At 68.4% G+C, this 13,764-nt stretch carries 9 protein-coding genes; 7 read left to right on the forward strand and 2 right to left on the reverse strand.

Annotated features, from left to right (window positions below):
• Nucleotides 1-232: 232 nt before the first annotated feature.
• From Dvina_RS38145 to Dvina_RS38165, 5 genes are all read left to right on the forward strand, one after another.
• Nucleotides 233-3,019, forward strand: a complete 2,787-nt coding sequence (locus Dvina_RS38145; protein WP_223094511.1) for a hypothetical protein — start codon at nucleotides 233-235, stop codon at nucleotides 3,017-3,019.
• The gene (locus tag Dvina_RS38150; protein WP_223094513.1) at nucleotides 3,019-4,095 is read left to right on the forward strand and encodes a hypothetical protein; all 1,077 of its coding nucleotides are present in this window, start codon (nucleotides 3,019-3,021) and stop codon (nucleotides 4,093-4,095) included. Before Dvina_RS38145 ends, Dvina_RS38150 begins: the two co-directional genes overlap by 1 nt.
• Nucleotides 4,082-5,548 carry an NYN domain-containing protein gene (locus Dvina_RS38155; RefSeq protein WP_246655589.1) on the forward strand — a complete coding sequence of 489 codons (1,467 nt, stop codon included), beginning with the start codon at nucleotides 4,082-4,084 and terminating at the stop codon, nucleotides 5,546-5,548. Before Dvina_RS38150 ends, Dvina_RS38155 begins: the two co-directional genes overlap by 14 nt.
• Before the next feature lie 168 nt (nucleotides 5,549-5,716).
• On the forward strand, nucleotides 5,717-6,553 hold the full coding sequence (locus tag Dvina_RS38160) for a hypothetical protein (protein WP_223094517.1): 837 nt from the start codon (nucleotides 5,717-5,719) through the stop codon (nucleotides 6,551-6,553).
• 396 nt (nucleotides 6,554-6,949) lie between these two features.
• Nucleotides 6,950-7,495, forward strand: coding sequence for a hypothetical protein (locus Dvina_RS38165; RefSeq protein WP_223094520.1), 546 nt, complete (start codon nucleotides 6,950-6,952; stop codon nucleotides 7,493-7,495).
• Between the two features lie 100 nt (nucleotides 7,496-7,595).
• On the opposite strand, the gene Dvina_RS38170 is transcribed toward Dvina_RS38165, so the two are convergent.
• On the reverse strand, nucleotides 7,596-8,738 hold the full coding sequence (locus tag Dvina_RS38170; protein WP_223094522.1) for a hypothetical protein: 1,143 nt from the start codon (nucleotides 8,736-8,738) through the stop codon (nucleotides 7,596-7,598).
• 128 nt (nucleotides 8,739-8,866) lie between these two features.
• On the opposite strand from Dvina_RS38170, the gene Dvina_RS38175 reads away from it, so the two are divergent.
• Nucleotides 8,867-10,711, forward strand: coding sequence for a M14 family metallopeptidase (locus tag Dvina_RS38175; RefSeq protein ID WP_380030717.1), 1,845 nt, complete (start codon nucleotides 8,867-8,869; stop codon nucleotides 10,709-10,711).
• A gap of 41 nt (nucleotides 10,712-10,752) precedes the next feature.
• Here the strand turns inward: Dvina_RS38175 and Dvina_RS38180 are convergent, their stop codons facing one another.
• Nucleotides 10,753-12,027 carry a glycoside hydrolase family 140 protein gene (locus tag Dvina_RS38180; RefSeq protein ID WP_223094526.1) on the reverse strand — a complete coding sequence of 425 codons (1,275 nt, stop codon included), beginning with the start codon at nucleotides 12,025-12,027 and terminating at the stop codon, nucleotides 10,753-10,755.
• A 96-nt stretch (nucleotides 12,028-12,123) separates the two neighbouring features.
• Between Dvina_RS38180 and Dvina_RS38185 the strand changes: the two genes are divergently transcribed.
• Nucleotides 12,124-13,752 (forward strand): extracellular solute-binding protein, encoded by a 1,629-nt coding sequence (locus Dvina_RS38185; protein WP_223094528.1) that lies wholly within the window; start codon nucleotides 12,124-12,126, stop codon nucleotides 13,750-13,752.
• Nucleotides 13,753-13,764 lie beyond the last annotated feature (12 nt).

Consider the following 13,764-nt stretch of genomic DNA (forward strand, 5'->3'; position numbering starts at 1 on the left):
ACCCCAGAAGATGATCAGCGCCTGGAAGCCCCGGACCGTCTACCGGCCTCCAGCCGCCCGACGCCGCCTGTCCGTCAGGTACTGGTGCGGAGGCAGGGCTCGGCTGTCATGGCGGCGGGAGGCGCGACATGGGCGCAGGGAGATCGATGGGTGTAGCTGTCGGTGTGGCTGTTGCAGCATCGGCGGTTTGTCTGGTCGCCAGGGTCGGCCCGGGCTCCATGGCAGTGCTCGCATGAAAGACTGGAAAGGCGAGCTCGATGAGGTGGTCCGCCTCAATCGCTGGGCCGGCCCGGAACACGCGGCGAGCCGATTTCAGCAGGTCGTCGAGCATTGCCCGCCGAACGAACTGTACGCCCTGGAGCCACTGGTGGCGGCCGCACTGAAGAGCTTTCCGCTCGGGCACCGGCAGCGGATGAACGCGTTTCTCGCGATTCGCCGGATGGCGCGCCCGACGCCCCGGCCCGCCCCGGCTCCAGGTCCGGCTCTTGCCGCTCACGAACCCGTAGACGAAGTCCGGGCAGCCGGAGGCGGCGTCGGCGAAGAAGACTTCATCGGCCGGGTCGATGAAATCTCCGCACTGCTGGACAACGTGCACCCGGGTGAAGCGGAGAAGGCGTTCCGGCTGCTGATCGCCGACTTGTCCGACGATCAGCTGCTCGACCGCCAAGACGCACTGTTCGACGTTGTCGAGCTGTTCCTGCCCAAGCGCCGCCGTGCGCTGGTCACGCTGCTCGACGACCTGCTCGACGCTGTCGACGTGCCGGCGCCTGCGGTTGAGCCGGTGACCCCACCCGTGCCGGAGCCGGAGCCGGAGCCGGTGACCATACCCGCGCCGGCGGCGATCCGGCCGGCTCCACCAATACCCAGGCGCCCACCCAAGAAGCCCGTTCCGCGGCTCGACCCGACGACCCGCGACTACAACTTCCGTCAGTTCAACGGCGCCCTGGATGAACTCGGCCGGTCACACATCTTCCAGTGGGCAACGTTCTACCGGGACGTCATCTCCGAGTATTTCGAGGCGTTCCTGGAGGCCGGCGACCAGACGCGAGTGCTGGCAACCGCGAAGTCGGCCCTGCTCAGCCACTCGAGCCAGATCTTCACCAAGGGCTACAAGCACATCACGACGAATCAGAGCGCGCCGGCCGCCGACCCGGTACACAAGTCGTTGGCGGGATTGCAGCGCTTCCTCGACCTACCGCTGGAGTTCTATTCCACGCGCCTCGCCGACGCGCACCGTGCCGGGTCCACGAAGTCGCTGCGGCGTCTCGCATCGGCGTTCATGTCCGGCATCCTGATGGGCTTCGGTGAGGCCGAATTCGACCAGACCGGCGAGAAGGTCCTGCCCCGATTTCCACGGTCCTGGGCGCACGTGCTGCCATTCCTCACCGTACCGGACCTGCGCGAACTGATCACCGAGCTGCAACCCGGGATGTTCCGTGAGCTGGTTCGTGACACGGTGATGCCGCTGGCCGACACGCTGGACAAGCTGGTCGACGAGGATCCGGAGAATGCGCCGCTGCCGGTGCTCTCGCAGTGCATGGCCAGACCGTACCGACTCGAGGTTTCGCTGCAGTTGCCGCCGAACGTCAGTGACTCCCGGTCGATCGACGTGCAGTGTTACTTATCGCCTGACGTGACCCGATCACTGATCGAGGACGCGTCCGCACGCGCGGTCAGCGTGGTGATCACACGACTGCGGTCGGATCTGCGCGGAGTGATCGAGCCGGTCGACCGGCTCGCCGATATCGTGGTGGCGGCCGAGAGCGCGAAGGCCGAGGACCAGGTCAAGTCCACGCTCGAGCGGATCATGTACTCGCGCACCGCGGACTCCAAGCAGGACCGGCCAATCACCTGGAATTCCGCCCAAAGCTTCCCGCTGGAGAGCCCGTTCCTGGCGACGACCTACAACCATGTGTACAGAGGCAGCGTCCGGGCGCTGATGCAGTCGTTCGAGCGGCGCAACGGCGTGCGGTTATGGTGCAGCGTCCGCCGCAGCGGCAAGACCACCGCGTGCGCCTCGGACCTGGGTTCGACCACCGGGCAGACGGTCGTGATCACCCAGACCTGTGATGACACCGGCCAGTTGGCCGGCGGTGGTGTCGTCTACGCCCGGGTTTTGGAGGCGCTGGGACGCAGCCGGCAGCTGCCTGACGACTTCGTCATGCAGGCGGTCATCGCGTGCCAGTCCGGAGAGCCCGGAAACGTCGCGCGATACGTGCTGGTGCTCGACGAGTACGAGACGCTGTTCGGCACGCTCTCCAACTATCTCGAAGAGCGTCCGGCGCTGCGCTATCTGGTCGTCCAGCCGCTGCTCAACCAGCTCGTCCGGTTCACTCGCGACAACCTGCTGGTGTTCATGGGTCAACAGCCGAATGCGCACTACATCCTGCTCGACCAGAATCAGCTCAGCCCGGTCGTCGAGCAGGACTCGTTCCCGCTCTTCACGCACGATGTGGCTCGGCCGCGGGCCGGGGAGTTCTTCGAACTCATCCGCAAGGTCATGCGGGACGCGGAGTTCGAGCCGGAGTTCGTGACAATGGTGTACGGCGAGACCGGCGGTCATCCGTTCCTCACCGTGAAGCTGCTCGTCGCTTTCATGGACTGGCTGATACAGGGCCGCTACAAGGTGTCCGACCTCAACCCGGTCCGGGCGGACCTGTTCGCCACGTTCGCCAAGGAGAACCTGACACGTGGCCAGATCCTGCGCAGCAAGCACTACGACTTCTTCCAAGGCGCGGCCGAGGACCACCTGTCGACTGTCGGGCGCCGCAAGAATCGCTGGCTGCATGACGTTTACACGGTGCTGCGCCGCATAGGGCTCGACTCGTCGACCACGATGTCATGCTCCGAGACCGACTACGAGGTGCTGGCCGAACGCTCCGGCATCCATTCGCCACTGCGCCTGTTGGCGAATGCCTGCGACGCCAACTTTCTGGCTTTCGACGGCGGGACGGTCCGCCCGCGGATTCCATTGCTCGCGCGGATCGCGGCCGCCGTAACCCCGGAAATGGAGGGTTGATGAGCGATACGAGACATCTCGCGACCGAGGTCGCCGCGACAGTCCGCCGCCTGTTCGGTGATGCGCCGGGGCCGATGGCGGCATACTGGCTCGCGGTCGACGGCAGCCGCTCGCGCGACGACTACGCGCGCGAGCTGGCCGCCGAGCTCGCTGACCTGCCGATCATTCCGCTGGTGATACGCAGCGAGCGCTTCGACGATCCCAACGCGATCACCATCGAGCTGGTTCACATTCTCGACCGGAACCGGCACGCGTGCGAGGCAGTCCTCAGCGCGCAGATTCACCAGCGGTTCGCGGTGATCCTGCTGGCCCGTCGAGAGCTTGGTATCTCGCAGTCCTCATCCCCGGTGTCGCTGCCCGAGTGGGTGCCCATGCTGGGAGGAACCCTTATCGATTGTCAGATCCGCGACCTCTCCCGGCGCGTCGAGATCGCGCTCAACGCCCGGGAACTCGACCTGGCCGAGTTGAGCCGGCGGTTGTTCGCGGTGGAGGAGGCGCTGATTCGCCGCTTCCAATGGGTGCAGGGCGAGCACCCCGAACGGTCCGCCGATCTGTACGGCGTGCTCGGCGGCTCACGCGATCCTGGCTGGCTCGACGTCCTCGCCAAGGCCACGAAGGGCGTGAAGGGCGTCACGGACAAGGACGGTTATCGCCCCAAGGTCCGCGACCGCCAGGCGTTGGTCGCGCGACTGTGGGAGGTCGCTGCTCAGCGTCCCGCGATGCTCCTGAGCTGCGCCCGCGGCCTGGGCCGCGCACTCGCGATCGACGACGTGCAGGGCGCACCCGCCTGGCGATTGTCTTTACTGAGCGTCGTGAACGGGTCTACCAAGACGGCAGACTCGCCTGACACCAGGTTTGCGCTCAACGCCATCAGCACCATCGCCGGGGCGTGCGAGTACCTCACGTGCGCTGCGCATACCGACGGCCATTTCCGCTATCCGGATGTGCTGTTGCGGTTCTTCGTCGATGAGATGTGCCGAAGCCTCGGTGACGTGGAGCGCTTTATCAATGGGCTCGACCAGACCTGGGCGCCGATTCCAGTCCCTACTGAGGAGGCCATTCGTGGCATCGTTTGAAGGCGGCGTGCTGCTGGTCGACTGGGAGAACCTTGCCGGCGCGCTCATCGACCGGGGGAAGGTCGCCGATCGACGCATCGTCGACGATCTCTGGGAGTACTCGTACCGACAGTTCGGCGGCCAACTCCAAGCGCACATGGCCGCCGCCAAGTTCGATCCGACGATCGTCAAGGCCATGCGTGAGCACATGATCGAACGCAACGACGTGCAGAGCACCAAGGAACAGGCGGACATTCAGCTCACCGTGCTCGCTATGGACTACCTCCATCAAGGCTGCCGCCGCTTCATCCTGGTGACCGGCGACCAGGATTTCCTGCCGTTGATCCTGCGGATGCACCGGGACAACAGCGAGCTCATGGTGATCTACGGTGATCCGAGCCGGCTGGGGGCAGAACTGCGGCGCACACTTGCCGATCCGCAGCACGGCCTGAGCTCCGACGACATCGGCTCGATCACCAAGCTGCGGGAACCGCGTCGCGACACGGGGAGCCGTTCGCTGCTCGGCCTGCTCGAGCTGCAGCGGCGAGGCACGATCCTGGGCGGTCTGGACCGGGCCGGCCGAATCGGCATGCTCGCCCGCTGGGGGGTGCTCGAGAACGAAGACGAGAACACATACTGGGCGTTCGTCGACGGGATGTGCGAGAAGATCCTGCGGATCGACGCTGCGAAGAAGACGGCCACCGGCTGGGGTCCGCAGAACATGACCCGGACGTATATCAACCTCGGGTCGGGCCGCTACGCCGAGGTGCGGTCGATCGACTACGCGATCCGCGTCCTTGCCGCCCGGGCGCGGGGACTGCCGCTGGCCGGCTTGCGCACCGGACCGTTCGCGGCGGACGACGGCTCGCTGCTGACCCGGACCATCGACGCGCTGGCCGGCATCGGGCTGGTTCGGCGGGGTGCCGACAACGCCTATGCCGTCACCGAACCGGATCTTGCGGCCGGTTATCTGGAACCGCTATGGCGGGTTTACGCGGCGGTGAGCGCGGAGTGCTACCGGCGACAGGCGCGCAGCTTGCCGTACGGACAGGTCGAGTCGCTACTCGGCCGGGGTGGCGTGGGTCAAGGCCCTGAGCGCCGAGCCGCCGGCCGAATCGCCGCCGCCGTGCGGTATGCCGGCGCGGCCGGTGTCATCGACGCTGTAGCGGTCGATGGCAAACGTCATGCGATAGCTACCAACTCCGCGTTCTGCAGGCCGTTCGAACACGCCTATCACGAGCTCTACCGCGCGTTCGCCGATCGGCTGGAAGCACCGATTCCGGAGCAGGAGGTCTTGGGCTTCATGGAGGAGAGCGATCGAGTTAGATCGGAGCCGGTGTTCGGATTCGATCAACGCGACCGGCATCGGGTACTCCGTATCCTCGCGCAGTCACATTTGGCCGTGCAGCGGGACAGTTTGGTGACAATCACCCGATCGCGCTGGGGCGAGGCCGGGGCGTCGCTCCGTACGTAATGGAAGGGCGCACAGTAGTGGACAGCGGCACCTCGGGCTGGTAAGCTGAATCCACAGGGGAGCAGTGGATGGTAGCGGCGAGAATACAGTAGCCGCTCAACCCGATCTGACTCGATACCCGGCCCCAGCCTTATGGTTGGGGCTTTCTTCTTTTCACGGAGCGTGGCCGTGGCCTACAGCGCCGTCGTTCGGCGACTGCTGATCTCATGTCCCAGCGATATTCCTCGCACCGACCTCGCTGTCGTACATCAGGCAATCACTCGATGGAACGGCGTCTACGGCGAGCAGTTCGGCGCGGCCGTGGTGCCGATCTCCTGGGGTGAAAATGCTGCCGCCGAATTCGGCCGGCCGCCTCAGGATGCAATCAACGAGCAGCTCGCCGACCGCTGTGACTGCTGTCTGGCACTATTCGGCAACCGCATGGGCACGCCCAGCGCGATCGCCGAATCCGGCACGGCGGAGGAGATCGAGCGGCTCAGCAACGGGCAGAAGTACGTCGGCATCCTGCGCTCACGCCGCCCCATCAACCCTGGCACGATCGATCTCGCCGAAGCGGTCCGGCTGGAGGCCTATCTTAAGAGTCTCCAACGCACCTCACTGATCCTCGAGTACGCCGACGACGCCCAACTCGCACGGCACGTTGACACGATGCTGTCCGTCGTCATCTCGCGTGACCAAGGACGAGCGTCCGACCTGCTGACCAAGTCGCGGGTAGCCGAGGTGTGGGCGCGGCTCGTCCGCGAGGGCAACCAATGGCTGCTCGTCCTGCACAACACCGGGGACGCGGTGGCCAGCGAGGTGACGGTCGCGGTCGACAACGCGCAGTGGAGAATCATGACCGACCATCACGAGATGGCACCGTTGGTGCAGGCACTCCCACCAGGCGGCGAGATCCGGTTCTTGGTGATCGCTGGCTTCAGCGCACCCCGGACAGCGTTGTGCACCGTCACTTGGAAGGACGAGCGAGGTCGGCAGACCAATTCGGCTTCCGTACGTCTGGTCTAGGCGGCAACTCGTCGCTGGTGTTCAGGCTCCTGCCCGTCCCTACGCGCCGCGGGTTCAGCGGCTACGTTGCCATGGCAACAGAATCCGTCGAGCTCCCGCTCGATTAGTAATACAGACTCCGAAGCCGTGTCCTCCTCGTCCACTCCGCGCGGCTGGCAGCCAGCACCGCTGTCGGATACGGCAGCTACGTGGCTGCTCACCACATTGCTCACCGCACCAGCTCAGCGCTGCCGCACCCGCGATTCGCGGTTGTCGCCACTCACCCGCAACCACCGCTGGCCGGTCGGTCCAGCACCGCTCGCCGACGCCTCAGTCCGTTCCCGGGCCGTCAGGCAGGTGGTCGTACACCGGACAGAAGGTACGTCCGCCTACTCGTGAGTAGCGAAACTCGGATGCATGAACGTCTTCGCACCTTTTACTGGAATGCTGCTGCTGCCCGATAAAGCGCCCTTCGGTAGTGTCTCGCCGGTCACGCTCGCCGATGGCCGGCCGATTGCCACCATTCGCTGGCACAACTGGTCGATGAGCGCGCGGTACGAGATTCTCGACCCGGTCAACGGGGCCGTGCTGGCGGCCGGGTCTCGCAACGGCCTGGGGTCTCGGGAGTTCCAGCTCACCGATGCCTGGAACCGGCCGCTGCTCAGCCTCAAGCTCAGCCGGTGGGGGGCGGCCCGGCCGGGGACGCTCGCCGTGGTCGGCGGGCGGCCGCTCACCACCCAGGGCAACTGGACCGCGCGGCAGTTCACGGTCACCGACGAGCAGCAGCGGCCGGTCGCCCGGATCGTCAACAACAGCCCGCTGCTGTCGCTGCGGCCGGACGGGCTGGTGTTCGAGCTCATGGCTCCGGTCATGTCCGTCGTGCACGCGATCGGGCTGGCGCAGTCGATGCGGGCGGCCGTGGAGAGCGAGCGGGGCAGCGGCGTGTCCATCAGCTTCGGCTGACGCGGAAGCCGGCCGGCCGCGGCGCCCACCGCGGCCGTCCGGCCACCTATCGTGAGCCGGGCCGGGTGGAGGTTGACGCTCGAGCTCCGGTGGCGCCGGCTCACGGCGTGACGGCGCGGCGGCGGCGGATCGCGACGAGGAGTCCGGCCGTCGCGGCGGCAGTCACGGCCAGGGTGGCCACGGCGACGCCGCCCCAGAAGAACGGCCACGAGCGGCGGCTGGGCCGCAGCAGCAGCGACGACGTGTCGCCGCAGTCGACGATGCCGATGATGATGGCGTCGACCCGGAGGGTGCCGACGTATCGGTAGGTCGTGCCGTTGTACGTCACCGTCTCCGGGTCGCCGAGCGGCCGGTCGGCCCGCCACCGGGTGACGTGCGGTGTCTTCTGTTCGCGGACCGAGCACCTGTCGCGGCTCGGGATGTCGCCCTTCTCGTCGGCGTAGAGCGCGTATTCGGTGGTGGTGTTCATGACCCGGCTGACCAGGCCCTTGCCCTCGGTGCCGATGTCCGGTGGGTCGAAGGTCTCGGCGAAGCCGAGGGACAGGCCGGTCAGCCCGCCCAGGAGGCACGCGGCGAGCGCCACGGCCACCGGCGGCACCACGAACATGTACATGCGCCGCGACGGGCCTCGCGCCGGCACCGGACCCGGCGTCCGAACCGGCGTCGCGGAGGGAGCCACCGGGACGGCGGCCCGGCGGCGGCGGCGCAGGATCAGGCCGGTCACCAGGACGGCGAGGCCCACGAGCCCCAGCAGCGTGCCGGTGGCGGCGACGGCACCGAGGTACCACAGCGGCGCCCGGCTCGGCACGACCAGAAAGTCGGCGGGGCCGCACTCGACCGACAGGAACGCCTTGGTCCGGTCGCCGCGCAGTGTGCCGTAGTAGGTGAAGTCGTAGTCGCCCGACTTCCCGCCGGCCCGGGTGTCGAAGTGCGTGATCTTCTCCGGCGCGGTCACGGGCCGCTCGCCGCGGCGGACCGTCCAGGTGTCGGGCGCGTCGGCGATGTTGCACTGGATCGACTCCGACCAGGTCTGCTCGGCCGGCTGATAGATCCAGTAGTCGTCGCCCTCGTTCATGTCGAAGATCGAGTAGCCCTTGCCGCCGATGGACGAGGCCAGCTCGATGCCCTGGCCCGAGCGGGAGACGGGGCCGAGCAGGAAGCCGCCGCCGACCCCGCACACGAGCAGGGACAGGACGAGCAGCAGACCACCGGCGACGGTGGCGACGGGGCGACGAGGACGCACGACCGCGGAACTTAGCACCTGCGGCGCCGCGGTGCTGCCCGGCGGGTTATGGCCAAAGACGTATGTTGATTCGACCATGATTTCGGTGGTCCTCTGGATGCTCGTGTACCTCCACCACCCAAGGAGGCTTGATGAGCCGAACCCGGAGGCTCAGCGCGGTGCTCTCGCTTGTCCTGGCGTCGAGCGGTGCCCTGATCGTCGCGGCCGAACCCGCGGCGGCCGACACCGCCGAGACTGCCTCGCCGTATCTGGTCGACGCGGTCACCACCCTCGAACAGCGCAACCGGATCGCGGCGAGCGGCGCGGCGCTCGACGGCGTCGAGCACGGCGTCGCGGACATCAGCGCGACACCGTCCGAGGTGGCGTGGCTGCGGCAGCAGGGGTTCACCGTCACGAAGGCGCTGCGCCCGGCGGGTCCGCCCGGGCCGCCGACCGTCCAGGACTTTCCGTCGGCCGACTCGCAGTACCACAACTATGCCGAGATGACGGCCGAGCTCAACCAGGCGGTCGCCGACCACCCGGCCATCCTGCGCAAGACGAGCCTCGGGACATCGTACGAGGGGCGCGACATCCCGCTGATCAAGATCTCGGACAACGTCGCCGCCGACGAGAACGAGCCCGAGGTCCTCTACACGGCGCACCAGCACGCGCGTGAGCACCTGACCGTCGAGATGGCGCTCTACCTCATCAAGCAGCTCACCGACGGCTACGGCACCGACGCGCGGATCACCGGCGTGGTCGACTCGCGCGAGATCTGGATCGTGCCGGACATGAACCCGGACGGCGGCGAGTACGACATCGCCACCGGGGCCTACCGGTCGTGGCGCAAGAACCGGCAGCCCAACGCCGGCAGCAGCAACGTCGGCACCGACCTCAACCGCAACTGGGGGTACAACTGGGGCTGCTGCGGCGGATCGTCGGGGACCACCAGCTCGGAGACGTACCGCGGGGCGTCGGCCTTCTCGGCGCCGGAGACCCAGCGGGTGCGCGACTTCGTCCTGGGCCGCCGGGTCGGCGGTGTGCAGCAGATCAAGACCCACATCGACTTCCACACGTACGGCAAGCTGGTGCTCTGGCCGTTCGGGTACACGACGGCCGGCACGGCGCCGGGGCTGGACGCCGACCAGGAGGCGACGTTCCGGACCCTCGGCGTGCAGATGGCCGCCACCAACGGGTACACCCCCGAGCAGGCCAGCGACCTCTACATCACCGACGGCACCATCGACGACTGGCTGTGGGCGGAGCAGGGCGTCTGGTCCTACACGTTCGAGATGTACCCGTCGGGCAGCAGCGGCGGCGGCTTCTACCCGCCCGACGAGGTGATCGCCGCGCAGACCGCGCTCAACCGGGAGGCGAGCCTGCAGATCGCCGAGTACGCCGACTGCCCGTACCGGGTCATCGGCAAGGAGGCCCAGTACTGCGGGGCCGGCGCCACCACCGTCTGGTCCGACGACTTCGAGACGGGCCGCGGCTGGGTCGCCAACCCCAACGGCACCGACACCGCGGTCACCGGTGCCTGGGAGCGCGGTGACCCCGAGGCCACCGACTCCAGCGGGCCCAAGCAGCTCGGCACCACGGTCAGCGGCAGCAACGACCTGGTGACGGCCCGGCTGGCCGGCGCGAGCGCGGGCGCCAACGACGTCGACGGCGGCACGACGAGCATCCGCTCGCCGAGCATCGCACTGCCGGCGAGCGGGACGCTGACGCTCGGCTACTCGTGGTACCTCGCCCACGCCGACAACGCCACGGCGGCCGACTTCTTCCGGGTCAGCGTGGTCACGAGCAGCGGCACCACCGTGCTGTTCACGGCGGCCGGGGCGGCCACCGACCGCGACGCCGCCTGGTCCACGGGCAGCGCCGACCTGACGCCGTACGCGGGCCAGAGTGTCCAGATCCTCTTCGAGGCCGCGGACGCCGCCACCGCCAGCCTCGTCGAGGCGGGCGTCGACAACGTCACCGTCCGGCAGGCGTAGCCCGCAGCGGGGTCCCCGGGCCCGGGGACCCCGCTGCACGTTCAGCCGCTGAACAGGACAAGGGTGTCGGCGAGGTACTCCGGCTGCTCGACCACCGTGCGGCCGCCGCCGAACCGGACGACCGGGTGGTCGCGGTTGCGGGCGCCGAGGTTCCAGCTGCTGACCCGGTATGCGGACAGGTCGAGGTCGAGCGTGACCGCGAACGGATGCGGCAGGTAGAGGGCCGCGCGGCGCGGGCTGTCCTGCACGGCGAAGCACGCGCCGCTGCGGTCGTCCACGACCAGCTCCGGGCGGACCCGCAGGTCCCACAGGTCGTGCTCCTCGACGATGCGGCGCAGCAGGCCCACGTCCCAGGCGCCGTCGAAGCGCAGCGCGACGTCGGCCGGGAACGGGGTGCCGGAGAAGTGCTCTCCGGAGAACGGCTCACCCGGCCGGTGCCACGGCCAGACACCGTGCGCGCCGTAGCCGAGGCCCGCGCCGGAGCCGGCCAGGACCGACGTCCAGGACGCGAGCCGGACGTTGGCCGCCGTGTGCCGGCCCCGGCCCTTGCCGTAGCCGTGGCCCTCGTAGACCGGCTCCATGCTGACGATCGGGCGGCGCACCGGCATCCGGCGCAGGGCGTCGCCGTTGTTCACCGGCTGCACGCTCCAGTCGTCGTCGTGGCCCGCCTGGTAGCCGTAGAAGTCGACCAGGTCCCCGTCGGCGAGCACGGCCGGCGGTGTCACGAACGGGGCGGGGTGCAGCGTGCGCAGGTTGTCCGGCGCCCGGTCCCGCAGCCTGCGCAGTACGAATGCATAACGGTCGGTTGACTGCGGATCGGTGAAGTTCTCGTCCCCGCTGGCCGCGAAGACGACGCCGAGGTCGGCGAACGCGTCGACCACGCGGTCGACGTGCGCCGCGGTCTGCTCCTCGGTCATGACCAGGCCGGGCGTGAGCGCGGCGCCCCAGGTGCCCGGCACGAAGTTGCACCACAGGACCACGAGGATCGGCACCATCCCGTGCTCCACCGCGGTCTCGAGCATCCGGCGCGCATTGGCGAGGTAGGCCGGGTCCGGCGCGTCGAAGTCCCAGGAGCCGTCGGGGCGCACCGCGAACGGCTCGCGCTCGCCCGGCGCGGCGGAGCGGTCGTGCGGGATCGGCAGCACGTTGATGTTCACCGCGTTGAATCCCTGCCGCCGGCGCAGCCGCAGGTACGCGACCCACTCCTGCTCCGTCGGGCGGACGAACGCGGCCCAGAGGGTGTCGGCGAGCAGGAACGCGGGCGCGCCGTCGATCAGGAAGCGGGGAGCATTTGGGTCGATTGTCACGGTATGCATGGACAAGTCCTCGGCTTCGAAACCAGGTGTTTACATTTCCTCGGCTGGCATGTCAGCATACGGCATTCCACCTGACCATCGAGAAGGGGAGACAGCATGGATCGCCTCAGCCGCCGCAGCTTCCTGGGTCTGACCGCTGGTCTGGCCGCCGGTTCCGTGCTCGCCGCGTGCGACAGCGGCAGCGCCGGCCCCGGCCCCGCCACCGGCGACAACTCCAGCGTCAAGCTGCCCCGGTACACCCCGCCGCCCGCCCTGCCCGGCCAGCTCGACAGCAAGGTCCCGGGGGTGCCGACGGCCTATACGCAGTACCCGGCGAGCCCGGCCAGGTCGGTGCGCACCCCGCCCGGCTCAGGCGGCACCGTCAGCACGATGCAGGTCAACTTCGGCGACCCGCCGCCGGCGAACAACGCGTGGCTGGAGGCGCTGCAGAAGGACCTCAACGTCACGCTCAAACAGACCTTCACCACCGACAGCGACCTGCCGCAGAAGACCAACACGCTCATCGCCGGCGACATCCCCGACATCATGTACGTGCACCTGCAGAAGGTGCCGTCCGCGCTCAAGGCCGTGCAGCAGGGCGCGTTCATCGACCTGACGAAGTACGTCGGCGGCGACGCGGTGCAGGACTACCCCAACCTCGCCGCCCTGCCCGAGATCACCTGGCGCAACTCCGCGGTCGGCGGCGGCCTCTACGGCGTGCCCCGCCCGGTGCCGGCGGCCAACACCGGCCAGCCGCTCTACCGCGACGACTGGCTGCAGAAGCTGGGCGGGAAGGCGCCCACCAACGCCGACGAGATGGCCACGATGCTCAAGGCGTTCTCCACCGGCGGGAAGTTCGCGTTCGGCGCCATCACGCCCTGGGACCAGGAGCTGATCCTGTCCATGTTCGGCGTGCCCAACCAGTGGCGGCGCAACGCCGACGGCACGCTCACCAAGGACATCGAGACCGACGAGTTCGCCGCCGCCGTCGAGTGGCTGGCCAAGCTCTACCAGGCCGGCGTCTTCCACCCCAACGCGGTCGGCAACGGCTGGAGCGAGGCGCAGAAGCTGTGGGTCGCCGGCACCACCGGCTTCTTCGGCGGCAACATCCTGGCCTCGATGACGTACCTGCGCGGCACCCCGATCGACGGCGTGCCCGACCCGGTGACGGCGATCAAGCCGTTCATCGCGCCCGGCAGGGACGGCGCCTCCAAGCCCGGCTTCTACGAGGGCCCGGCCGGCTTCGGCATGTTCTCCATCCCGTCGCGCCTCGGCAAGGACGAGAAGAAGGTCCGCGAGCTGCTGGGCATCCTCAACTACTTCGCCGCGCCGTTCGGCAGCGCCGAGTACACGCTCATCAACTACGGCGTCCTGGACCACAACTACACGATGGTGGACGGCATCCCCACGCCGTCGACCGAGCCGAAGCTCGTCGCCGAGCTCAGCGGCCAGTACGTCAACAGCCCGGGCGAGGCGACGATCTACATCCCGGGCCCGCCCAACCAGTCCGAGCCGGTGCAGCGGTACTTCGAGCAGGTCCAGCCCAACCTCGTGCGGGACCCGACGATGACCAAGGTCTCGGCGACGAACATCGCCAAGGGCAAGTCGCTGACGGACATGATCCAGGACAACTTCAAGCAGTTCGTCAGCGGCCGCCAGCCCCTGAGCAAGCTCGACGAGTTTCGCAAGACGTGGAAGGCGCAGGGCGGCGACGCCGTGCGCCGCGAGTTCCAGGACGCCAAGTAGAGGTGGCGCCGC

Origin of the sequence: Dactylosporangium vinaceum, assembly GCF_019904175.1 — a bacterium.
Taxonomy (GTDB): Bacteria; Actinomycetota; Actinomycetes; order Mycobacteriales; family Micromonosporaceae; genus Dactylosporangium; species Dactylosporangium vinaceum.

Coding starts and splice junctions, on each gene's coding strand:
- Dvina_RS38145 (WP_223094511.1), top strand. CDS start 233: ATGAAAGACTGGAAAGGCGAGCTCGATGAGGTGGTCCGCCTCAATCGC.
- Dvina_RS38150 (WP_223094513.1), top strand. CDS start 3,019: ATGAGCGATACGAGACATCTCGCGACCGAGGTCGCCGCGACAGTCCGC.
- Dvina_RS38165 (WP_223094520.1), top strand. CDS start 6,950: ATGAACGTCTTCGCACCTTTTACTGGAATGCTGCTGCTGCCCGATAAA.
- Dvina_RS38180 (WP_223094526.1), bottom strand. CDS start 12,027: ATGCATACCGTGACAATCGACCCAAATGCTCCCCGCTTCCTGATCGAC.
- Dvina_RS38185 (WP_223094528.1), top strand. CDS start 12,124: ATGGATCGCCTCAGCCGCCGCAGCTTCCTGGGTCTGACCGCTGGTCTG.